General features: G+C 69.2%; 19 protein-coding genes and 1 riboswitch. Of the genes, 12 read left to right on the top strand and 7 right to left on the bottom strand.

Annotation, left to right across the window (positions count from 1 at the left end; genetic code table 11):
• Positions 1 to 7 precede the first annotated feature (7 nt).
• On the top strand, positions 8 to 1498 hold the full coding sequence (locus tag O5O54_RS04295) for a cobyric acid synthase (RefSeq protein WP_279479436.1): 1491 nt from the start codon (positions 8 to 10) through the stop codon (positions 1496 to 1498).
• A 5-nt stretch (positions 1499 to 1503) separates the two neighbouring features.
• Here O5O54_RS04295 and O5O54_RS04290 read toward each other — a convergent pair whose 3' ends face one another.
• Entirely contained in the window at positions 1504 to 2355 is an 852-nt protein-coding gene (locus tag O5O54_RS04290; protein ID WP_279479217.1) for an SDR family oxidoreductase, read from the bottom strand.
• Between the two features lie 390 nt (positions 2356 to 2745).
• Between O5O54_RS04290 and O5O54_RS04285 the strand changes: the two genes are divergently transcribed.
• The 7 genes from O5O54_RS04285 to cobO all read left to right on the top strand — a co-directional run bounded on the left by O5O54_RS04285 (position 2746) and on the right by cobO (position 11874).
• Complete coding sequence (locus O5O54_RS04285) at positions 2746 to 4464, top strand: GGDEF domain-containing protein (protein WP_279479215.1); 1719 nt, start codon at positions 2746 to 2748, stop codon at positions 4462 to 4464.
• Between the two features lie 178 nt (positions 4465 to 4642).
• Positions 4643 to 4880: riboswitch (cobalamin riboswitch) on the top strand.
• A gap of 31 nt (positions 4881 to 4911) precedes the next feature.
• Positions 4912 to 5100, top strand: coding sequence for a CbtB-domain containing protein (locus O5O54_RS04280; RefSeq protein ID WP_279479213.1), 189 nt, complete (start codon positions 4912 to 4914; stop codon positions 5098 to 5100).
• Between the two features lie 117 nt (positions 5101 to 5217).
• Entirely contained in the window at positions 5218 to 5931 is a 714-nt protein-coding gene (locus O5O54_RS04275; RefSeq protein WP_279479211.1) for a CbtA family protein, read from the top strand.
• Positions 5928 to 6440 (top strand): bifunctional adenosylcobinamide kinase/adenosylcobinamide-phosphate guanylyltransferase, encoded by a 513-nt coding sequence (cobU, locus tag O5O54_RS04270; protein WP_279479209.1) that lies wholly within the window; start codon positions 5928 to 5930, stop codon positions 6438 to 6440. Before O5O54_RS04275 ends, cobU begins: the two co-directional genes overlap by 4 nt.
• A gap of 4 nt (positions 6441 to 6444) precedes the next feature.
• Complete coding sequence (cobW, locus tag O5O54_RS04265; protein WP_279479207.1) at positions 6445 to 7521, top strand: cobalamin biosynthesis protein CobW; 1077 nt, start codon at positions 6445 to 6447, stop codon at positions 7519 to 7521.
• 1 nt (position 7522) lies between these two features.
• The gene (gene cobN / locus O5O54_RS04260) at positions 7523 to 11236 is read left to right on the top strand and encodes a cobaltochelatase subunit CobN (protein ID WP_279479206.1); all 3714 of its coding nucleotides are present in this window, start codon (positions 7523 to 7525) and stop codon (positions 11234 to 11236) included.
• Positions 11233 to 11874, top strand: a complete 642-nt coding sequence (cobO, locus tag O5O54_RS04255; protein ID WP_279479204.1) for a cob(I)yrinic acid a,c-diamide adenosyltransferase — start codon at positions 11233 to 11235, stop codon at positions 11872 to 11874. The genes cobN and cobO overlap by 4 nt, the downstream gene beginning before the upstream one ends.
• A gap of 296 nt (positions 11875 to 12170) precedes the next feature.
• Here the strand turns inward: cobO and O5O54_RS04250 are convergent, their stop codons facing one another.
• The 4 genes from O5O54_RS04250 to O5O54_RS04235 all read right to left on the bottom strand — a co-directional run bounded on the left by O5O54_RS04250 (position 12171) and on the right by O5O54_RS04235 (position 15444).
• Positions 12171 to 12923, bottom strand: a complete 753-nt coding sequence (locus O5O54_RS04250; RefSeq protein WP_279479202.1) for an SDR family oxidoreductase — start codon at positions 12921 to 12923, stop codon at positions 12171 to 12173.
• 238 nt (positions 12924 to 13161) lie between these two features.
• On the bottom strand, positions 13162 to 14454 hold the full coding sequence (locus tag O5O54_RS04245; protein WP_279479200.1) for an NAD(P)/FAD-dependent oxidoreductase: 1293 nt from the start codon (positions 14452 to 14454) through the stop codon (positions 13162 to 13164).
• 46 nt (positions 14455 to 14500) lie between these two features.
• A complete protein-coding gene (locus O5O54_RS04240; protein ID WP_407061659.1) occupies positions 14501 to 14638 on the bottom strand; it encodes a DUF3096 domain-containing protein in 138 nt (45 codons plus the stop codon).
• 26 nt (positions 14639 to 14664) lie between these two features.
• Positions 14665 to 15444 (bottom strand): 3-hydroxybutyrate dehydrogenase, encoded by a 780-nt coding sequence (locus O5O54_RS04235; protein WP_279479197.1) that lies wholly within the window; start codon positions 15442 to 15444, stop codon positions 14665 to 14667.
• Positions 15445 to 15607: 163 nt separating this feature from the next.
• Here O5O54_RS04235 and folD point away from each other — a divergent pair, with 163 nt between their 5' ends.
• Entirely contained in the window at positions 15608 to 16513 is a 906-nt protein-coding gene (folD, locus tag O5O54_RS04230; RefSeq protein WP_279479195.1) for a bifunctional methylenetetrahydrofolate dehydrogenase/methenyltetrahydrofolate cyclohydrolase FolD, read from the top strand.
• Positions 16514 to 16725: 212 nt separating this feature from the next.
• Here the strand turns inward: folD and grpE are convergent, their stop codons facing one another.
• Positions 16726 to 17352, bottom strand: a complete 627-nt coding sequence (gene grpE / locus O5O54_RS04225; protein ID WP_407061661.1) for a nucleotide exchange factor GrpE — start codon at positions 17350 to 17352, stop codon at positions 16726 to 16728.
• Between the two features lie 221 nt (positions 17353 to 17573).
• Positions 17574 to 18662: a heat-inducible transcriptional repressor HrcA gene (gene hrcA, locus O5O54_RS04220; RefSeq protein WP_279479432.1), complete on the bottom strand. Its 1089-nt coding sequence runs from the start codon at positions 18660 to 18662 to the stop codon at positions 17574 to 17576.
• Positions 18663 to 18866: 204 nt separating this feature from the next.
• Between hrcA and O5O54_RS04215 the strand changes: the two genes are divergently transcribed.
• The 3 genes from O5O54_RS04215 (at position 18867) to rdgB (ending at position 21587) form a co-directional block, all read left to right on the top strand.
• Positions 18867 to 20081 (top strand): GGDEF domain-containing protein, encoded by a 1215-nt coding sequence (locus O5O54_RS04215; protein WP_279479191.1) that lies wholly within the window; start codon positions 18867 to 18869, stop codon positions 20079 to 20081.
• 96 nt (positions 20082 to 20177) lie between these two features.
• Positions 20178 to 20897 (top strand): ribonuclease PH, encoded by a 720-nt coding sequence (gene rph, locus O5O54_RS04210; RefSeq protein ID WP_279479190.1) that lies wholly within the window; start codon positions 20178 to 20180, stop codon positions 20895 to 20897.
• A 36-nt stretch (positions 20898 to 20933) separates the two neighbouring features.
• A complete protein-coding gene (gene rdgB, locus O5O54_RS04205; RefSeq protein WP_279479430.1) occupies positions 20934 to 21587 on the top strand; it encodes an RdgB/HAM1 family non-canonical purine NTP pyrophosphatase in 654 nt (217 codons plus the stop codon).

The following is a 21587-nucleotide window of genomic DNA, read 5'->3' as shown; positions in this document are numbered from 1 at the left end:
CGCCCTGATGCTGCAGGGCACGGGGTCGGACGTCGGCAAGAGCGTGCTGGTGGCCGGCCTCTGCCGCCTGTTCGCCAACCGGGGCCTCCAAGTGCGCCCCTTCAAGCCGCAGAACATGAGCAACAACGCCGCCGTCGCCTGGAACGCGGAGGCCGGCGAATGGGGCGAGATCGGGCGGGCGCAGGCGCTCCAGGCGCTGGCCTGCCGGGTGCCCCCCAGCGTCCACATGAACCCAGTGCTCCTGAAGCCCCAGTCGGACACGGGCTCGCAGGTCGTGGTGCAGGGCCGGGTCATGGGCTCGGCGCGCGGGCGCGACTACCAGGCGCTGAAGTCCACCTTCCTGCCGGCCGTCCTCGACAGCTTCGCGCGGGTCTGCGACGGCGCCGACCTCGTTCTGGTGGAGGGCGCGGGCTCGCCGGCCGAGATCAACTTGCGCGCCGGCGACATCGCCAACATGGGCTTTGCCCGCGCCGCCGGCCTGCCCGTGGTGCTGGTCGGCGACATCGACCGGGGCGGCGTCATCGCCTCGCTGGTCGGGACCCATGCGATCCTGCCCCCCGACGATCGCGCGCCCGTCCGCGGCTTCCTGATCAACAAGTTCCGCGGCGATCCCTCGCTCTTCGACGACGGGCTCGCCGCCGTGACGCGCTTCACCGGCTGGCCGAGCCTCGGCGTGGTGCCGTGGCTTCCCGAGGCCGGGCTGCTGCCGGCCGAGGATTCGGTCGCGCTCGACCGGCGCCCCCCGGCCGAGCCGCGCCCGGGCGATCTCGTGATCGCCGTGCCGCGCCTGCCGCATATCGCCAATTTCGACGATCTCGACCCGTTGCTCCAGACGCCCGGCGTCTGCGTGCGCCTCGTGCGGCCGGGCGAGCCCTGGCCGCGGGAGGCGAAGCTCGTGCTCCTGCCGGGCTCCAAGGCGACGATCGCCGACCTCGCCGCCCTGCGCGCCCAAGGTTGGGACCGCGCGATCCTCGACCACCACGCGCGCGGCGGCCACGTTCTCGGCCTGTGCGGCGGCTACCAGATGCTGGGCCGGCGCATCCTCGACCCCGACGGCATCGAGGGCGAGACACGGAAAGCGGAGGGGCTCGGCCTTCTCGCGGTCGAGACGCGGATGACGGGCCCCAAGACGTTGCGCGAGGTCGAGGCGCGCTCCGAAACGGGCATCGCCTTTCCCGCCTACGAGATCCACATGGGCCGGACCGAGGGCGGGGACCGTGCGCGCCCCTTCGCTCATGTCGCCGGTCATCCGGAAGGCGCCGTCAGCGCCGACGGTCGCGTGCGCGGCACTTATCTGCACGGCCTGTTCTCGGGCGATCCGTGGCGCGAGGCCTATCTGGCAGGGCTCGGACGCCCCCCCTCGGACCGGACCTATCGCGCAAGCATCGAGGCGGCTCTCGACGCCGTCGCGGCGCGGCTGGAGGCGCATCTCGACATCCCCGCGCTGGAGCGCATCGCGCAGACCGGGCGCGCATCGTGCCCTGCATCGCTGGTCTGACGGCGTCAGTCCTCGGCCGCGAAGTCCGTGAACCGTCCCGCCCAGTCCTTGTGCCAGCGCGACAGGGGCGGACGGTTCTCCACGATGTCGCCCGCCGCCCAGCGGATGCGCTTCTCGTCGAGCCGGCGCGTCGTCTCGCCATCGGGGCACAGGATGTAGAAATCGCCGGCCTCCAGCCGGTCCATCATGAAGTCGATCGTCTGGTCCGCCGTCCAGGCGCCCTCGGGCTTCTCCACGCGCCCCTTGGCGGTCAGTCCGGTGAAGACGAAGCCGGGAATGAGCAGCGCCGCGCCGACCTGATGGCCCGGCGTCTCGCGCAGCTCGTGCTGCAGCGCCTCGGTGAAGACCTTCACGCCGGCCTTGGAGACGTTGTAGGCCGGGTCGCCCGGCGGCGTGGTGATGCCCTGCTTGGAGCCGGTGTTGATGATCAGCGCCGGCTCGCCATGCGCCATCATGGCCGGGCCGAAGGCGCGTGTGCCGTTGATGACGCCGCCGAGGTTGACCGAGAGGACGGCGTCCCATTCCGCCTGTTCGCCGAAGATCGACGAGCCCGGCTGGATGCCGGCATTGTTCATCAGGACATGCACCTTGCCGAGGCGCTCTGCGATGTGGCCGGCGGTCTTCTGGAGGCCCGCCCGGTCGGTGACGTCGCAGGCGGCCGCGACGATGCGCCCCTCCTCGCCGTCGGCGAGAGCCACGAGTTCCTCGTGCGCGGCCGCGAGATCGTCCATCCGCCGGTCCACCACGGCCACCTTCAGCCCGGCCTTGGCGAAGCGGCGCGCCGCGGCCAGCCCGATGCCGGCCGCGCCCCCGATCACGACGGCGGTGTGGAGCGGGGCGATGGCGGGATGGTGCATGGGGGGGTCTTTCGATCGTGGCGTTCGGGCGAGAGATAGCCGCGTCCGCGATGTAAGAAAGACCGAAGCGTCGAGACGACCTGGCTATCGCTTGCGAAGCGGCTCTACCAGGGGCGAAAGACCTTCAGAATTGGGTGGTTTTGAAACTGTCCGCTATTCAGGAAAGCGCTTTGAGAAGCGGCCGCTCTCGAGCTGAACTCGGCGCCTTCATCGCGGCGGACTTTTACAAGTAGGCCATCGTTAGACTTCCCAAGAGACGGAACGCGATCGTGCCGCTGGAGCCGTCTGCCGGTGCCATTTGCATACGGAATCTTCATCGACGGCTATTAAATCAACTCGTATGAGTTATTCCCTGGAACGGGCAGATTGCAGGTGCTTGGGAGGGCGTAGGTGCAGTTCAGGACGAAGACCCTCAGCGCTCATCTTGTCGCTTTCGCCATCGCTATCCTGATCCCTGCCGCGGCATTTGTAGGTGTGATGCTATGGAACTATGTGATCGAAGAGAGGGAAGAGCTTCGCCACGTACGATATGAGACGAACCAGCGCGCCGTGCAGGCCGTTGACCGCCTTGTGGAGAAGCGTCTGACCTTGGTTCGCAGCTTGGCAGCCTCTCCCGCTCTTGACCCGGTGCCCGACATCGCCCGTTTCGTGGAACAGGTACGCGCCCTTTCTGAGGACGTCGTTATCCTCTTGCTCGATGCCAAAACACTTTCGGTTGTTTCTGGAACCGTCAATCGCCAGTTCCCGCCGTTAAGCCGTGCGGCCCTAGAGTCACTTGCTCGGGGTGCGCGGAACGCTGTCGATGGCGCTACAATCTCCGACCTCTTCGTTCCTCGGCCTGGCAGCGATGGTCTGGTGGCCTTCACGGCGCCCGTTCAGAGGGATGGCAGCACCAGCCATCTGGTCATGGCGGTTCTACGTAGCTCTGAGTTCATGCCCGCGATGATGGAGCGCGGGGTAAAGCCGCCGTTCTACGCATCGCTTGCGGACAGCGCCGGACGGATCATTGCCCGCTCGGATCCTGCCGAGCAGAGAACAGGGCAAACCATACCTGGGTTTGACTTCATCCGAACAGGCGGAACGGAATGGTCCGGTATGAACCCACAGGGCGTATCCGTCCTCGGTACATTTCACCGTTCCGAACTCACGGGTTGGTATGTTGCCACTGGCGTAGCGAGGGACGCACTGGAAGCGCCGCTCTGGCGTTCCCTCGGAGCTATCGCTACGGTTGGTACGCTGGTCCTCATCATCATCGCAGCCGCGGTGTACGTCGTCAGCCTCCCGTTCCGTCGAACCTGCGGAAGTCTGCTTCAGGCAGTTGAGGACATAAGCTTGGGTCGCCGTATCAAGCTGCCCGGCATGCCCATAGCCGAGGGAAATCATATTGGTAAGGCGCTGGCGGAGGCTTCGGATCGCCTAGCGGAAAGTCGCGCGTCGCTCCTGAAAGCAAATGAGACCTTAGAGCGTCGCGTCGAGGAGCGTACGGCCGACCTGCAAGCGGCGTTGGCAAAAGCGGAAGCCGCAGAACGTGCGGTTCGCGAAGCCAACACGGAACTCGCTAGAGTAGCTGGCACCGATGCACTGACGGGTCTTGCCAACCGTCGGATGTTTGATGCTGCTCTGGAGGCAGAGTGGCAGACAGCCCAGGAGCGCAATAAGCCCTTTGCGCTGCTGATCATCGACGTTGACCGCTTCAAGACCTGTAATGACACCTATGGCCATGCGGTTGGTGATGTTCTTCTACGTTCCGTGGGCGAGTGCCTGCGGCGTGGACTACGATACCCGAACGACCAGCTTTTCCGCATTGGTGGCGAGGAGTTTGGTGTCTTGCTTCCAGACACCGAGAGCCAAGATGCATCAAAGGTTGCGGAAAGGCTCCAATCCAGCGTTTGCGCGGCGGGCGCTCCAGAAGGTGGCGTTCAGATCGGGAGCACGACCATCAGCATCGGTCTTGCACAGTTCAACGCGGTGATTGACCGGAATGCTGCTGAACTATTCTGTCGGGCTGATGCAGCTCTCTATGAAGCAAAGCGGGCCGGTCGGAACCGAACCGTCAGCGCAGAGGTGACTACGGCGGACAACACCTTGATGAAACTTACTGACGCATAGACCGCGCATCCTTTTATCGCCAAACGTCCGCTTCCGGACCGAGCGGAACAAGCCCTGGAGGACGCTTTAGGTTCGACAGCGGCGCCTTCCTGCAACATCTGCGCGACACTCCGCACCAGACGATCCGGCGGATCGTCCCGGCCTGCCTCGGGATCGATTGACAGCGCCGCCGCCCCGTCTATCCTCGCGCGCGGATGGTCCTGCCGCGCCCCTCGCGCCGGCAGGCTAAGAGGGAATGCGAAGGGCCGACTTAAACCAAGGGCCCGTATCGCAGCCGACCCCGCGACTGTAGAGCGGCGAGGCGCCCCCGCCGGCAGGCGACTGTCGGAAACGCCACTGGACGGTTTCGTCCGGGAAGGCAGGGGACCGCCGATGACCCGCGAGCCAGGAGACCTGCCATCCGTTGCGAGACGCCCATTCCGGGCGTCGTCACGGAGGTTGAATCCCATGTCCCGTTCGAGCGCATCCGCTCTCAGCACGCCCCAATCCACGCCCTTGTCCGTGCGCCTTCCGGCGATGCTCCTGAGCTTTGCCGCCGGTGCGTTCCTCCTTTGGGGTGCCGGTTTTGCCGGCGCCGACGTGTTGCACGACACGGCGCACGACGCGCGCCACGCCATGGGTCTTCCCTGCCACTGAGGCGATCGTCGCCTCGCGTTCCACAGACGCGCGCCCGCGACGGGCGGCGTTCCTTGAACCGGCACCGCCACGGTCCGGGGCGCGCTCGCGTACCCGCCTGGAGGCCAGGGATTTCCCATGCTCGCACGCTTCTTTCTCGCCGCGCTTCTGGCCGGCATCCTCGCCGGCGTCTTCGTCACGCCCGTCCAGCATTTCAAGACGACACCGCTGATTCTCGCCGCCGAGTCCTATGAGGGAGGCGAGGAGGGGCACGACCACGCCGCCTTCGCGCCCTCGCTCGTTTCGCCCGCCCATGCCCACGGCGGGGGCGAGCACACCGAAGCCGGAGACGCCGCGCGGCTTGGCGGCACGCTTCTCGCCAATGTCGTGATCGGCGCGGCCTTCTCGCTGCTGCTTCTCGCCGCGAGCCTCGGCCTCGACCGGCCTGTGACGGCCGCCAACGGCGCGCTCTGGGGCCTCGCGGGCTTTGCCGTCGTGACGCTCAGCCCAGCGCTCGGCCTGCCGCCCGAACTGCCCGCCATGCCGGCCGTCGATCTGGCCGCGCGGCAGGCCTGGTGGGTCGCGACGGTCGCGCTGTCGGCCGGAGGGCTGTGGCTCCTCGTCTTCCGGCGCTCGGTACCGGCGATCCTCGGGGGCCTCGCGCTCCTTCTCCTGCCCCATCTCGTCGGCGCGCCCCATCCGGCCGACATCGCGAGCCCGGTGCCGGCGACGCTGGCGGCCGAGTTCGCCGTCGCTTCGCTTTTCGTCTCCGCCCTGTTCTGGACGGCGGTCGGCGCGCTCCTCGGCCTCGGGCTCGACCGCGCCCGGCGCGGGGTCGCCGTGCCCGCATGAGCCTCCATTTCGTGCTCGGCGGTGCGCGCTCGGGCAAGAGCGCCCTTGCCGAACGGCTCGTGGCAGAGAGCGGCCTCGCGCCGCTCTACCTCGCCACGGGCCGCGCCTTCGACGCCGAGATGGCGGCGCGGATCGCCGAGCACCGCGAGCGGCGCCCGCCCCCCTGGGCGACGGTCGAGGAGCCGCTCCATCTCGCCGAGGCCCTCGCCCGCGAGGCGCGCGCATCCCGCGCGGTCCTCGTCGACTGCCTCACCCTCTGGCTGACCAACCTCATGCTGGAGGAGCGGGACGTTCCGGCCGCCTTCGACGCGCTTGCCGAGACCCTGCAAGCGCCTCTCCCCGGCCTCGTCGTCCTCGTCTCCAACGAGGTCGGCCTCTCCATCGTGCCCGACAACCGCATGGCGCGGACGTTTCGCGACCATGCCGGCCGGCTTCACCAACGCGTGGCGGCCCTGGCGACGGAGGTGACCTTCGTCGCCGCCGGCCTGCCGCTGAAACTCAAGGGCTGACCCCATGCAGAAGATTCCCGCAACCGTCATCACCGGCTTCCTTGGAGCCGGCAAGACGACCCTGATCCGCAACCTCCTCCAGAATGCCGGCGGCCGGCGCATCGCGCTCGTGATCAACGAGTTCGGCGATCTCGGCGTCGACGGCGACATCCTGAAAGGCTGCGGCGTCGAGACCTGCCGCGAGGAGGACGTGGTCGAGCTCACCAACGGCTGCATCTGCTGCACCGTCGCCGACGACTTCATCCCGACCATGGAAAAGCTTCTGGAGCGCACTGAGCGCCTCGACCACATCGTGATCGAGACCTCCGGCCTCGCCCTGCCCCAGCCGCTGGTCGCCGCCTTCAACTGGCCGGAGGTCAAGGCGCGCGTGACGGTGGACGGCGTCGTCACCGTGATCGACGCCGTGGCCGTGGCCGCCGGGCGCTTCGCCGACGACGAAGAGAAGGTCCAGGCCGCGCGCGAGGCCGACGAGAGCCTCGACCACGACAACCCGCTGGAGGAGCTGTTCGAGGACCAGATCCGCGCCGCCGACCTCCTGGTCCTCAACAAGGCCGACCTCGTGGATGCCGAGACGCTCGGGGCCGTGCGCGCCAAGGTGGAGGCGGAGGCCGGCCGCCGGCTCGCCGTGGTCTCCGCCGAGAACGGCCGCCTGCCCGCCGACGTGCTGCTCGGCCTGAAGGCCGGCACGGAGGACCTCATCGCCGGCCGCCGCTCGCATCACGAGATCCACCATGCCGACGGCCACAGCCACGACCACGAGGACTTCGAAAGCATCGTCGCGGAAGCCGGCGAAGTCGCTTCCGTCGAGACGCTGACGGAGGGTCTGAAGCGCGTCATCGCCGCGCACGACATCCTGCGCCTCAAGGGCTTCGCCGCCGTCCGGGGCAAGCCGATGCGGCTCGTCGTCCAGGCCGTCGGGCAGCGGATCGAGTGCTATTTCGACAGGCCCTTCGCGCCCGGCGAGGCGCGGGCCTCGCGCTTCGTGGTGATCGGCCTGCACGATGCGATCGAGGACGGCGAGGGCGCGATCCGCGAGGCCCTGGCAGGCCTCGGCGAGGCGCCCCGCGCGGCGGCGGAATAGCTTGCACCTTCTCAGCCTCCAGCGCGGGACGATCGCCGACGGGCGCGAGGCGGTGGACCTCGGCCAGACGCCGGGCCGTGTCCTCGTCCTCTCGGCCGCCGACACCGAGCTCGCTTCGCTCGCCTTCGCCGCCGACCGGCTGGCGCTGGACGGGGGCGCGCTGCGGCTCGCCAACCTCCTGCGCCTCGGGCATCCCATGTCGGTGGACACGCAGATCGAGCGCATGGGCAAGGAGGCGCGCCTCGTCGTGATCCGGCTTCTCGGCGGCGCGGCCTACTGGCCGCACGGCTGCGAGGCCTGGAGCGCGGCGGCGCGCCGCCACGGCTTCGCGCTCGCCGTCCTGCCCGGCGACGACAGGCCGGACCCCGGCCTCGACCGCTTCTCGACCCTGGCCGAGCCCGAGCGCGAACGGCTTTGGGGGTACCTGCGCGAAGGGGGGGCGGCCAATGCCGACGCCTTCCTGCGCTCCTGCCTGGCCCTTGCGGACGGCCGGGAGCCGAACGAGCCGCCGGCGCGCCCGATCCTGAAGGCCGGCCCGCTGGAGCGTCCAAACGCCTCCGAGCCCGACCCGGCGCGCCCGCTCGCCGCGGTCGTCTTCTATCGCGCGCTCGTGCAGAGCGGACAGACGGACGCGGTGGAGGCCCTGGCCCAAGGCCTGGAGGCGCGCGGGCTCGACGTCCTGCCCGCCTATGTCTCCGGCCTGAAGGACCCGGTCAGCGTCGAGACGCTGCGCGCCCTCTTCGGCCCCCGGCCGCCCGACGTCGTCGTCAACCTCACGGGCTTTGCCACCTCCGCGCCCGGCCGACCCTTCGCGCCGACGGTGTTGGACGAAGGCGGCGCGGTGGTGCTGCAGGGCGTGCTCGCCGGGACGACGCGCGAGGCCTGGGAGGCGTCGTCCCAGGGGCTCTCGGCGCGCGATCTCGCGATGAACGTCGCGCTGCCGGAGGTGGACGGGCGGGTCCTGACGCGGGCCCTCGCCTTCAAGTCGGCGGGCGACTGGCACGAGCGGACGCAGAGCGACATCGTCGCCCACAGGCCGGAGCCCGGCCGCATCGCCTTCACGGCCGAGCTTTGCCGGCGCTGGGCCTCGCTCCGCCGCACGCCGCCCGCCGAGCGCCGGGTCGCCATCGTCCTCGCCAACTATCCCAACCGCGACGGACGGCTCGGCAACGGCGTCGGGCTCGACACGCCGGCCGGCACGATCGAGGTGCTGCGCGCAATGCAGGCCGCCGGCTACCGCACCGGGCCGCTGCCGCCCGACGGCAACGCGCTGATCGAGCACCTCCAGGCCGGGCCGACCAATGCGGGCCGCCAGGGGCGCGAGATCCGCGAGACGCTCCCGCTTGCGGACTATCGCCGCTTCTTCGACGCCCTGCCGGAGCCGGCGCGCGCGGCGGTGACGGAGCGCTGGGGGGCGCCGGAGGACGACCCGTTCTTCGATCCCGCATGCGGCTTCGCCCTGCCGCTGTCGCGCTTCGGCCGGGTGATCGTCGGCATCCAGCCGGCGCGCGGCTATAACATCGATCCGAAGGAGACCTATCACGCGCCGGACCTCGCACCGCCGCACGGATATCTCGCCACCTACGCCTTTCTCCGGGAGACGTTCGGCGCGCAGGCGCTCATTCACATGGGCAAGCACGGCAACCTCGAATGGCTGCCGGGCAAGGCGCTGGCCCTGTCGGAGGCCTGTTTCCCCGAGGCCGTGCTCGGCCCCCTGCCCCATCTCTATCCCTTCATCGTCAACGACCCCGGCGAGGGCAGCCAAGCCAAGCGCCGGGCACAGGCCGTGATCCTCGACCACCTGACGCCGCCCCTGACGCGGGCGGAAAGCCACGGCCCCGCGCGCGACCTCGAACGGCTGGTGGACGAATACTACGAGGCCGCGGCCGGCGACCCGCGCCGCACCGCTCTTCTGAAGCGGCAGATCGTGGATCTTCTGGCCGGGTCCGGCCTCGGGCAGGATGCCGGCCTTTCCCCCGGCGAGCCCGACGACGACGCGCTGGAAAAGCTCGACGCATGGCTCTGCGACCTCAAGGAGCTGCAGATCCGCGACGGGCTCCACGTCTTCGGCCGGGCGCCGGAAGGCCGGCTGCTCGACGACCTCGCCGTGGCCCTCGCCCGCCTGCCGCGTGGGCTGGAGGCGGCCGACGTCTCGCTCCTGCGCGCGCTCGGCCGCGATCTCGGCCTGCGCGACTTCGATCCGCTGGACTGCGCCATGGGCGCGCCCTGGGACGGCCCGCGCCCGTCCGCGCTCGCCGGGCTGACCGACGATCTCTGGCGCACGGCCGGCGACACGGTGGAGCGGCTGGAGATCCTGTCCTCCCGCCTCGTCTCCGGCGAGGCGGCGCCCGAGCCCGGCTGGGTCGCGACCCAGCCCGTCCTCGTCGCCATCGAGACACGCCTGAAGCCGGCGATCGCCGCCTGCGGCGCGGCCGAGATCGCCGGGCTTCTCGCGGGGCTCGACGGGCGCTTCGTGCCTCCCGGCCCCTCCGGCGCGCCGACGCGGGGGCGCCCCGACGTCCTGCCGACGGGCCGCAACTTCTTCTCCGTCGACACGCGCGCCGTGCCGACCGAGGCCGCCTGGGCGCTGGGGCGGAAGTCCGCCGAGCTTCTCGTCGCCCGCCACCTGCAGGACCACGGCGAATGGCTGCGCACCGTCGGCCTCACCTGCTGGGGCACGGCCAACATGCGCACGGGCGGCGACGACATCGCGCAAGCCCTCGCGCTGATCGGCGCCAGACCGACCTGGGATCGGGCTTCCGGCCGCGTCACCGGCTTCGAGATCCTGCCCCCCGCCGCGCTCGGCCGCCCGCGCGTCGACGTGACCTTGCGCGTGTCCGGCTTCTTCCGCGATGCCTTTCCCGACCAGATCGCCCTGTTCGACCGGGCGGTCCGGGCGGTCGGCGCGCTGGAGGAGGACGCGGAGGACAATCCGATCGCCGCCCGCATGGCGAGCGAGGCGCAAGACCTCGAACGGGACGGCCTCGACGCGGCGAGGGCAAGGCGGCAAGCCGGCTACCGCGTTTTCGGCTCCAAGCCCGGCGCCTACGGGGCGGGCCTTCAGGCGCTGATCGACGAAGGCGGATGGGAAACGCGGGGCGATCTCGCCGGCGCCTTCCTCCACTGGGGCGCCTACGCCTATGGCGCGGAGACGGAAGGCGCACCCGAGCGCGCCGCCTTCGAGGCGCGGCTCGGCGCCATGCAGGCGGTGATTCAGAACCAGGACAACCGCGAGCACGACCTTCTGGATTCCGACGACTACTATCAGTTCGAAGGGGGCATGAGCGCCGCCGTCGAGCACCTATCGGGCCGCGCGCCGGCCGCCTACCACACCGATCATTCCCGACCCGAGCGCCCGGTGATCCGCACGCTGGACGAGGAGATCGCCCGCGTGGTGCGGGCGCGCGCCGTGAACCCCAAGTGGATCGCCGGCGTCATGCGCCACGGCTACAAGGGCGCCTTCGAGATGGCGGCGACGGTGGACTATCTCTTCGCCTTCGCCGCGACGACCAACGCGGTGGCCGACCGCCATTTCGATCTCGTCCACGCCGCCTATCTCGAGGACGAGACCGTTCTCGACTTTCTCCAGGCCAACAATCCGGCCGCGCTCGCCGAGATGCGCGCGCGCTTCCGCCAAGCCATCGCGCGCGGCCTCTGGCGCCCGCGCTCCAACTCGGCACAATTTGCCCTCGAAACGGAGCACACGACCCCATGAGCGAGAAATCCCCGCTGCTGGCCGCCATGACCGAGGAGGAGCTCGACGCCCGTCACGCCGAGAAGATGAAGAAGAAGAAGGCGGCGCGCGACAAGATCCTGGCGACCAAGACGCAGGAAAAGGGCCTCGTCATCGTCCACACCGGCAAGGGCAAGGGCAAGTCGACGGCCGCCTTCGGCCTCGTCTTCCGCGCGCTCGGCAACGGCATGAAGGTCGGCATCGTCCAGTTCGTGAAGGGCAAGTGGGAGACCGGCGAGCGCCAGGCGCTGGAGCGCTTTCCCGGCGAGGTCACGATCACCGCCATGGGCGACGGCTTCACCTGGGAAACGCAGGACCGCCAGCGCGACATCGCCGCCGCAAGGCAGGCCTGGGAGCGCGCCAAGGCGCTGATCGCGGACGAGGAGCACCAGATGGTTGTGCTGGACGAACTCAACATCGTCCTGCGTTACGAATACATCCCCGTCGAGGAGGTCGTCACCTTCCTGCGCGACCACAAGCCCGCCATGAAACACGTCGTCATCACTGGGCGAAACGCGCGGGACGAGCTGATCGAGTTCGCCGACCTCGTGACCGAGATGGAGATGGTGAAGCACCCCTTCCGCTCCGGCATCAAGGCCCAGCGGGGCATCGAGTTCTGAGCCTCTCGAAGGTCTCTCCTTGGGCAAAAGCATACTAGACGGATGGAGCCGAGAAGGGTGAAGCAGAGTTCCGGACCGGTAATCAACCCGATCACGCCGCAGAGAGTTCTCCTCGCCCTACCGGAACGCGGACATCGATCGGGACACCGAGAAAGGACCGAGGCGTCGATCGCAGCTATCGCCCGGCCTTGCCGGCAACGATATGATGACGATCGGGCGGACCTTGCGCCCTTGGTCTGCTGGGTGGAACACTTCCCGCTTCGTCGCCTGGCGTAGAAGCGGGAAGCCGGGGGTTCCTATCCTTTCACGGCGGCATTCCCGCCGTCGGCCCAAAGGGCTGAGCCCGTCACGAAGCTCGACATGTCACTGGCTAGGAACAGGGCAGCGCGAGCGATTTCATCCGGTTGCGCGATCCGTTTCATAGCGTGAAGGGCCGCGGCCCATTCACGCTGCTCGGGGCTCCCCGCCATAGCTGTCGCCGTGCCACCCGGGAGAAGCGCATTGGCGCGAATGCCCTGCGCGCCGTAATCGGCGGTCAGCCCTTTGACCAAACCCATAAGGCCGGCCTTCGCCGCGCCGTAGGCCGCCATGCCGGGAAGGCCGACGCTATTGCCGACAAAGCTGCTCGTGAAGATCAGCGATCCGGCGCCCCCTTTCAGCATGGCGGGCACCTGCGCCTTGGCTCCTAGAAAGGCGGCAGTGAGGTTGGTCTTGAGCACATCCTCCCACTCGCTCGACGTCAATTCGGCAAGGGGGCGCATCGTCCCTACCGTTCCGGCGTTGTTAAAAGCGATGTCCACCGATCCGAACGCATCGTTCGCAGCGGCGACGCAGGCCTCGTGAGTTTTCTGTTGCACCACATCACCCGCAACGACCACGGCCTCTCCGCCTTCCTCGCGGATTTCGGCTGCGAGTTGATCGAGCTGCTCCGCTCCTCGTGCACAGATGACGAGACGGGCGCCCTCGATGGCGAACAGTTTGGCAGCCGCCCGGCCGATGCCGGAACTGGCTCCAGTGATGATGGCGACTTTATTCGACAACAGCGGCATGGCAGCCCTCCTAGGAAAGGAGCGCATCAATTAAACGCCACTACTTTGCCCATCCACCCGTTTTCCAACGAACGCCCGAACGGTCAGACTGCCAAACACCAGAATTTCGGAACGCAGCGAACTGTCCGCTTCCCTCTGGTTCGTCTGGCAAGCGGACCGGAAGTCCTCCGAGCCGAGTGTGACTGCGGCAGATGGTATGCAAGCCTGATCCTCGGCCATGAGGCAAGGACGCCCCGCCTCACCCGTGCAGCTTCAGCGCCGGTCCCTTGGCCGGCGAGAGCATGTCGGCGAAGATCGCGACGGTGCCGCGCAAGCGGCCGAGGACCTTCCACTGGTGGTGGCGCTGGAGGGCGTTGTAGGCGGCGGTGGCGAACTGGCCGTGGATCAGGAAGTCGTCGCCATACCCTGAGCCGATGCGTCCCACCGTGCCGGCCCGCCCGAGCTGGACGAGGCGACCGCGATTCTTGAACTCGAAGGGCTCGACCGGCTGCCCCTTGAGGAGCACCGGGATCGTCTCGGCGAGGTAGTCCGCCTGCTGGGCGGCGGCCTGCGCCGTCGGCGGCAGGGGCTTCTCGGAGCCCTTCGGCGTCACGCTCGCCGCATCGCCCATCACGGTGATCCGCTCGTCCACCGTGGAGCGCAGCGTGCGATCCACCTTGATGCGGCCCTTGTCGTCGATCTCGAAATCGGCCAGCCGTTGGAGAAGGGGGTGCCCGACGAGCCCCGCCGCCCAGACCGCGACGTCCGCCGGCCAGCGCTCGCCCGATTCGGAACGCACCGCGTTGGGCTCGATGGCGGCGATCTTGGCGTCCGTCACGGTCTTGATGTCGAGCTGCTTCAGCCGCTCCACGAGCTTCTCGCGCAAAGCGTCGTCGATGCCGGGCATGACGACCGGGGCGGCCTCCAGAACCGTGATGCCGAGGAGCTTGCCCGGCGCCTCGCGCGCGCCCCGCGCCAGGAACCCCGTCTCCGAGTTGCGCAGGTGCGCGGCAAGCTCCGTGCCCGTCGCGCCGGAGCCGACGATCACGATCTCGGCCGGCATGCCGCTCGCCCGCGCGCGGATCATCGCGCCGGCAAAGCGGGTGCGGAAATCCTCCGCGTCCTCCGGGCCGTCGAGGCGCACGGCGTTCTCCGCGACGCCCTCGACGCCGAAATCCGGCGTCGTGCCGCCGAGCGCGACCACGAGGAGGTCGTAGGACAGGACGCGGGCGGGGGCGAGTTCGCGCCCCTCCGCGTCGCGCATGGGGCCGAGCTCGACGCGGCGGCCCGCGCGGTCGATCGCCCGCACCTCGCCCTGCTCGAAATGGAAGCCGCGCATGCGCGCCAGCATGTAGAAGGAAATCTCGGCCAGCGTCGAGGACACGGTGCCTGCGGCGAATTCGTGCAGCCGCGGCTTCCAGAGATGAGTCATTTCGCGATCGATCAGCGTCACCGCGACGCCGTCCTTGCCCGCGAGCTGCGAAGCGAGCTCCAGCCCGCCTGCGCCGCCGCCCAGGATCAGCACCCGCCGTCCCGTCGCCCGATCCACCATGCCCGATCCTCGTCCGATGCCTTCAAGAGCGCCAAGCCCTCCGGGCCTAGATGGTTCCCATCAGGCCGGTGATCCCGACGACGATCAGGTAGATCGCGACGATGATGTTCAGGAGGCGCGGCATCAGAAGGATCAGGACGCCGGCGATCAGCGCCACGACGGGCTGGATGGTGATGACTTCCATGGAAATGCTCCGTTCTCTCGGGGCGTTCAGCCCATGTACCAGCCGTGGCTGGCGGTGATCGACTGGCCGGTCAGGGCCGACGAGCGGAAGCCGGCGAGGAACACGGCAAGCGCCGCCACGTCCTCCAGCGTCGTGAACTCGCCGTCCACCGTGCGGCCGAGCATCACGTTCTTCACGACCTCCTCCTCGGAGATGCCGAGATCGCGCGCCTGCTCGGGGATCTGCTTCTCGACCAGCGGCGTGCGCACGAAGCCGGGACAGATGACGTTGGAGCGCACGCCGTGCTTGCCGCCCTCCTTGGCCATGGTCCGGGCCAGGCCGAGGATCCCGTGCTTGGCCGCGACATAGGCGCTCTTCAGCGCCGAGGCCTCGTGGCTGTGGACCGAGCCCATGTAGATCAGCGCGCCGGACTTCTGGCGGTACATATGCCGCACGGAGGCCTTGGTCAGGAGGAACGAGCCCCCCAGATGGATGTCCACCACGCGGCGGAACTCCTCGTAAGGGAACTCCTCGATCGGGTGGACGATCTGGATGCCGGCGTTCGCCACCATGGCGTCGAGACGGCCGAACCGCTCGGCCACCTGATCGACGCCGGCATTCACCGCCGCCTCGTCCGTCACGTCCATGGTCACCGCGAGCGCCTTGCCGCCCGAGGCCTCGATCTCGGCGGCGACCTTTTGCGCGCCGTCCGCCGCGATGTCGGCGATGCCGACGCTCGCCCCTTCGCGCGCGAAGGCCAGCGCGATGGCGCGGCCGATCCCCGAGCCCGCGCCCGTGACCACCGCGACCTGTCCTTCAAGCTGCATGACGCTCGTCCCTTCCCGTCTGCCCCTGCGAAGGATCATAGAAGGCTCGCAGCCGGCGAACAGTCCCACGGTCCTTTTCAAACGACGCTTCCATACTCGCGGCCGCTCGCCTCCCGCACTATAAGCGGCGCAGCAAAGCGGGATCGATGAAGGAATCGTTTCGATGGCAGCGACGCGGATCGACGGAAAGCTGGTGGCCCAGGACGTGCTGGCGACGGTCAAGGCGTCGGCGTCCGAGCTCGAATCGCGGCATGGCGTGAAGCCGGGACTGGCCGTGGTGCTCGTCGGCGAGGATCCGGCGAGCCAGGTCTATGTCGGCTCCAAGGGCCGCATGGCACAGGAATGCGGCTTCCACTCCGTGACGCACCGCCTCCCCGCCGACGTGCCGCAGGCCGAACTCCTCGCCCTGATCGACCTGCTCAACGCCGACCCCGCCATCCACGGCATCCTGCAGCAGCTTCCCCTGCCCAAGGGCCTCGACGCCGACGCGGTGGTCGGGCGCATCCATCCCGACAAGGACGTCGACGGCCTCACCGTGGTCAATGCCGGCCGCCTCGCCTCCGGCCAGCCGGATCAGGCTTTCGTCCCCTGCACGCCCGCCGGCTGCATGGTGCTGCTTCGCCGGGCGCTCGGTGCCGACGACCTGTCGGGCAGGCGCGCGGTGGTCGTCGGACGGTCCAACCTCGTCGGCAAGCCGATGGCCCAGCTCCTGCTCCTGGCCAACGCCACCGTCACGGTCGCCCATTCGCGCACGAAGGACCTTCCCGCCCTCTGCCGCGAGGCCGACATCCTCGTCGCCGCCATCGGCCGCCCGCAGGCGCTCGGTCCCGACTGCGTCAAGCCCGGCGCGGTGGTCATCGACGTCGGCATCAACCGCATCGAAGCCCCCGAGCGCGGCGAGGGCAAGACCCGCCTCGTCGGCGACGTCGCCTACGCCGAGGCCGCCGACATCGCCTCCGCCATCACCCCCGTCCCCGGTGGCGTCGGCCCCATGACCATCGCCATGCTCATGGCCAACACCGTCACCGCCGCCTACCGCGCCGCCGGCGAGACGCCGCCGACGTTCTGAGGGGCGCGGATGGGGATGGCGGGGCTGCCGCCCCCTGCCCCGCTCGGGAAGGAATTCCCGAACCCTTCTTTTCATTTGAGGATTTCTCCAAAGAGAAAGGGGGCCAGCGGCCCCCTTTCTCTTTGGACATTCTTCGTATGAGGAGGGTCCAGGGAAATCATTTCCCTGGCGGGGTGCAGGGGCAGCGCCCCTGCCGATCCCCGGCCACGCCCTCAGGCGTCCTTGGTGCTCTCGTCGGGCACGCCGGGCTTGGTGTCGGGGCCGACGGCAGGCGCCGCGGCCTTAGGGCCGCCCTTGGAGACGCCGACGAGGGCGGGACGCAGCACGCGCTCGCCGATGGCGTAACCTTCCTGGACCACCTGGACGACGGTGTTGGCGGGCAGGTCCGGGTTGGGGACCTCGAACATGGCCTGGTGGAAGTTCGGGTCGAAGCGCTGGTTGAGCGGCTCGAGCTTCTTCACGCCGTGGCGCTCCATGGCCGAAAGCATGGAGCGGCCGGTCATCTCGACGCCCTCGACCAGGGCGGTGAAGCCGGCGTCGCCGCCCTCGCGGGCGCCCTCCGGCAGGGCCTGGAGGGCGCGATCGAGATTGTCGGAGACGGAGAGCATGTCGCGCGCGAAGTTGGCGACGGCGAACTGGCGCGCGTCCTTGATCTCGCGCTCGGTGCGCCGGCGCAGGTTCTCCATGTCGGCGGCGAGGCGCAGCATGCGGTCCTTGACGTCGGCGTTCTCGGCCTCGAGCTCGGCAATGCGCGCGCGGTCGGCCTCGGAGGCCTGGGCACCGCCCCAGGTCGGCACGGTCTCGTCGCCCTCGGCACCGTGGAGATGGGGCGCGTTCATGTCGCCGGGCGTCGCGCCCGCGCTGCCGCCGCCCTTGAAGAAGGCCTGGCCGCCCGTCGTCGCATCGCCCTTGCTCGCGCTGTTGTCGGTCTCGCTCGTCATCGAAGGGGGCGCTCCTTGGTCGTGTGGATCAGGCCGGAGCCGCCTGCCGCCGCGCGCGGCCGACAGCGGTTCCGCCTCGTGTGGGTCGGTGCGGGATATCGAATGGGAAAGGCCGAAAATCAAGGCCGGCGGGGCGGCGCGGTGCCCGAAAGAAGGCGCGAGACGAGCCGGGCGGTGTAGTCCACCATGGGCACGATCCGGCGGTAGTTGAGCCGGGTCGGGCCGATCACGCCGACCGCGCCGATCACGCGGTCCTCGCCGTCGCTGTAGGGCGCGATGACGAGCGACGAGCCGGACATGGAGAAGAGCTTGTTCTCCGATCCGATGAAGATGCGCACGCCGTTGCCGGCTTCCGCGAGGTCGATCAGCTCCATAATCGAGCTCTTGGATTCGAGGTCGTCGAAGAGATGGCGCAGCCGTTCGAGGTCGGGCGCCGCGGTGACGCTGTCGAGGAGGTTGGCGCGCCCGCGCACGATGAGCCGCGACGGCGTGCCCGCCCCGCCGCCCGACCAGACGGCGAGACCCGCCTCGACGAGCTCCTGCGACAGGCGGTCGAGGGCGCGGGCGGTGTCGTCCTTCAGGGCGGCGATGCGCGCGCGCGCCTCACTGAGCGTGCGCCCCACCACATGGGCGTTGAGGAAGTTGGTGGCTTCGACCAGCTGGGACGCGGTGATGCCGGGGGTGAGTTCGAGGACGCGGTTCTCGACCTCGCCGTTCTCGCCGACGAGGACGACCAGCGCGCGGGACGAATCGAGGCGCACGAACTCGATATGCTTGAGGCGGATGTCGGCCTTGGAGGCGAGAACGATCCCCGCCCCACGCGACAGGCCGGACAGGAGCTGCGAGGCCTCGGTGAGAAGGGCGTCCACGGGGCGCCGCTCCCCCTCGGCGCGCACCCGCTCCTCGATCTCGAGGCGCTCGCGCTCGGGCAGGTCGCCGGCCTCGAGAAAGGCGTCCACGAAGAAGCGCAGCCCGATCTCGGTCGGCAGCCGGCCCGCCGATACATGCGGGGCGTAGATCAGCCCGAGCGCTTCCAGGTCCGACATGACGTTGCGGATGGAGGCGGGCGACAGCGAGCTGGTCAACAGGCGCGACAGGTTGCGCGACCCGACCGGTTCGCCGGAATCCAGATAGGTGTCGACGATCAGCCGAAAAATCTCGCGCGAACGCTCGTCCAGGGCCTGGCCGAGGTCGAGGCGGCGGTCCATCGCATCGCGGGGCAGGGAAAGGGGAGGTCCGAGCTTCATGGTGCCCGCGAATATATGGATCGCGGCCCCTGCGGCCAAGCGGCCCTTGAATCGGATGCCGAAGGATCGGCGGAAGTTTTGTCCGTGATTCGATCTCGAACCAAAATCGTCAGCAACTGGCAAGGCTTATCGGGCAGGATCGGGTCACACCGACGGACGAACGCGATGCGCGCAGGCATTTTCTCGAGCATGAACGAGCGGAAATGCCCCCCGGATCTCGACCGGTGGCTGCGGTTCTCGCCCGCCGTGGACGCGCGATACGCCGAAAACGCGGCCGGGCGCATTGCCGAGTTGCGGACCGCCATCGTGGTCGGGCTGGTGCTCTACAACGTCTACAACTTCACCAGCATCATGCTTCTGCCGGACTGCCTGCTGCTTTCGGTGATGCTGCGCGTCGGGCTGGTGACCCCCGTCTCGCTCGCCCTGATCTGGCTGATCGGCACGACACCGCCGCTCTGGGCCGAGCGGTTCGTCACGTTCGGGGTCTTCAACGCCTATCTCGTGCCCGTCTTCCTGTTCTGGATCTCCGGCACCCCCCAAGGGCTCTTCACCTTCGGCGAGCTGCCGCTCACGATCATCTTCGCCAACATGCTCCTGGCACTGCGCTTCCGGTATGCGGCTCTGTTCACGGCCGGAGCCCTCGCGGCGACCCTGGTCGCGCTGCACGCCAAGTCGGGGCTCGACCCGTCGCTGCGCTTCGCCTTCTCGGTCCAGATCACGACCGCCTGCCTGTTCTCCCTTTATGCCAACTACCGGCACGAGCGCCGGCGCTGCCTCGACTATCTGGCGACGCTGAGCGCCACGAGACAGGCGCACGACGCCGACGCCGCGCGCCGCGAATTCCAGGACCTGTCGCGAACCGACGCGCTGACCCGTCTGCCCAACCGGCGTCACCTGACCGAGCAGCTCGAAGCCTGGACGTCCGCCTCGCAGGACCTGTCGGTCATGATGATCGATATCGACCATTTCAAGCTCTACAACGACACGCTCGGACATCCCGCGGGCGACGACTGCCTCCAGCAGGTGGCCGCCGTCTTCGCCTCCATCATCGGCGGGCACGAGGATGCCTTCTGCGCCCGCTTCGGCGGCGAGGAGTTCACCTTCGTCCTGCGCGGCGTCGGCGAGATGGAGGCGGCCCGCTGGGCTCGCGCGCTGGTGCAGACGGTCGCGGCCCTCGAACTTGCGCATCCCGCCCGGTCCGACGGGATCGGCGTGGTGACCATCAGCATCGGCCTCGTGTGCATCGGCGCGGGCCAGGCCGCGACGCCCTCCGAGCTCCTGTCGGCGGCCGACCGGGCCCTCTACGTGGCCAAGCGGCGGGGGCGCAACCGGTTCGTCATCGGCGGCGAGGCGCCGGAACTGGCGCAGAGCATCGCCTGAAGGCGGCTACCGGCGGCGGGTACGCGCCCGCTTTCGGTTCCCGCATCGATGCGTTAAGGAGACCGCAACACTTTCCCGAGCCTGAGCGGACACCCGATGCGGCCTTCCAAACGCCAGAACGACGAATTGCGGCTTGTCTCGCTGGAGCGCGGCGTCTCGCGCCATGCCGAGGGTTCCTGCCTCGTCAAGTTCGGCGACACGCACGTTCTTTGCGCGGCCAGCCTCGAAGAGCGCGTGCCGGGGTGGCTCAAGAACACGGGCAAGGGCTGGGTTACGGCCGAATACGGCATGCTGCCGCGCGCCACGGGCGAGCGCATGCGCCGCGAGGCGGCCGCCGGCAAGCAGTCCGGCCGCACGCAGGAGATCCAGCGCCTGATCGGCCGTTCCTTGCGCGCCGTGGTCGATCTCCAGGCGCTCGGCGAGCGCCAGATCACGGTCGACTGCGACGTCATCCAGGCCGACGGCGGCACGCGCACGGCCGCCATCACCGGCGCCTTCGTCGCCCTGTCCGACTGCCTCGCCTGGATGGAGACGCGCGGCATGGTCAAGCGCGACGCGGTCCTGAAGGATCATGTCGCCGCCATCTCCTGCGGTATCCACGGTGGCCAGCCGGTGCTCGACCTCGACTATCTGGAAGATTCGGCCGCCGAGACCGACGCCAATTTCGTCATGACCGGGCGCGGCGGCATCGTCGAGATCCAGGGCACGGCCGAAGGCGAGCCCTTCTCGCGCGCCGAGCTCGACGCGCTGCTCGGCCTGGCCGAGGCCGGCATCCGGCAGCTCGTGGACAAGCAGAAGGCGGTGCTCGGCGCCTGAGCCGGGCGTTTCGATCGACAAGTTCCGGACCACATGATGCCCCACGACCTGCCCCTCGATCCGGCGAACGGCCCGCTCCTCGTCGCAAGCCACAACGCGGGCAAGATCGCCGAATTCCGCGAACTGCTCGGCCCGCTCGGCTTCGAGGTGGTCTCGGCGGCCGACAAGGGCCTGCCCGAGCCCGAGGAGACGGGCACCACCTTCGAGGAGAACGCCCGGATCAAGGCGCTGGCGGCGGCCACCGCCACCGGCTTGCCGGCGCTCTCGGACGATTCCGGCCTCGCGGTCGATGCGCTGGACGGCGATCCCGGCATCTACTCCGCCCGCTGGGCCGGTCCCGACAAGGACTTCGCGATGGCCATGCGCCAAGTGGAGGAGAAGCTTCAGGCGGCCGGGGCCACGACGCCCGACAAGCGCACCGGACGTTTCGTCGCCGTGCTCTGCCTCGCCTTTCCCGACGGCTCGACGCGTGAGTTCCGGGGCGAGATCGAGGGCACGATCGTCTGGCCGCCACGGGGCTCGCTCGGCTTCGGCTACGACCCGTGCTTCCTGCCCGAGAACGAGATGCGCACCTTCGGCGAGATGCCGTCCGAGGAGAAGCACGGCTGGGTGCCGGGCGAGGAGCGCGCGCTCTCGCACCGCGCCCGCGCCTTCCGCCTTTTCGCGCGCGAGGCGCTCGGCGTCTCGTGA

This window comes from Aureimonas sp. SK2, from assembly GCF_029813115.1.
Classification (GTDB): Bacteria; Pseudomonadota; Alphaproteobacteria; order Rhizobiales; family Rhizobiaceae; genus Aureimonas.
Note: the sequence above shows the minus strand (reverse complement) of the source record. Positions and strands in the feature narration are given on the sequence as shown.